General features: G+C 38.5%; 1 protein-coding gene. It reads left to right on the forward strand.

Annotated features, from left to right (window positions below):
- A partial coding sequence (locus tag F9856_RS12085) for a transposase (protein ID WP_202106738.1) occupies positions 1-506 on the forward strand: 506 nt, incomplete at both ends.

A 506-nucleotide genomic window follows, 5' to 3' on the forward strand; every position in this document is an offset into this window, starting at 1 on the left:
GACTACAAAAAGAAACAATCTACAGATCCCAAGCGTTTCCTAAAAGTAATAGAGACAACAAGGGATGGGGAAATAGCTGAGAAAACGTTTATTGAGTTGGATGAAGAACGAATTGTTTCTGAAGCTAGATTTGATGGGATTTATGCGGTGACGACAAACTTAGACGATTCGATTGAGACCATTGTTTCCATTAATCAGAGACGATGGGAGATTGAAGAATGTTTCCGTATTATGAAACATGAATTGAAAGCTAGACCAGTTTATTTAAGTCGAGAAGATCGCATTTCTGCTCACTTTACAACTTGCTTTCTTGCTCTTATACTCTATCGCTACTTAGAGCTGGCGGTTCAGAAGCAATTCACATGTACTGAACTCATTGAAACCTTACGTTCATACACCTTTAAGTATCTGCCTGGTTTTGGTTATCTACCTAACTACACTCGGACGGCTATTACTGACCAGCTGCATCAGACATTTGGATTCAGAAGTGATTATCAAATTCTAAG

The sequence above is a fragment of the Streptococcus suis genome (assembly GCF_016743335.1).
Taxonomy (GTDB): domain Bacteria; phylum Bacillota; class Bacilli; order Lactobacillales; family Streptococcaceae; genus Streptococcus; species Streptococcus suis_Y.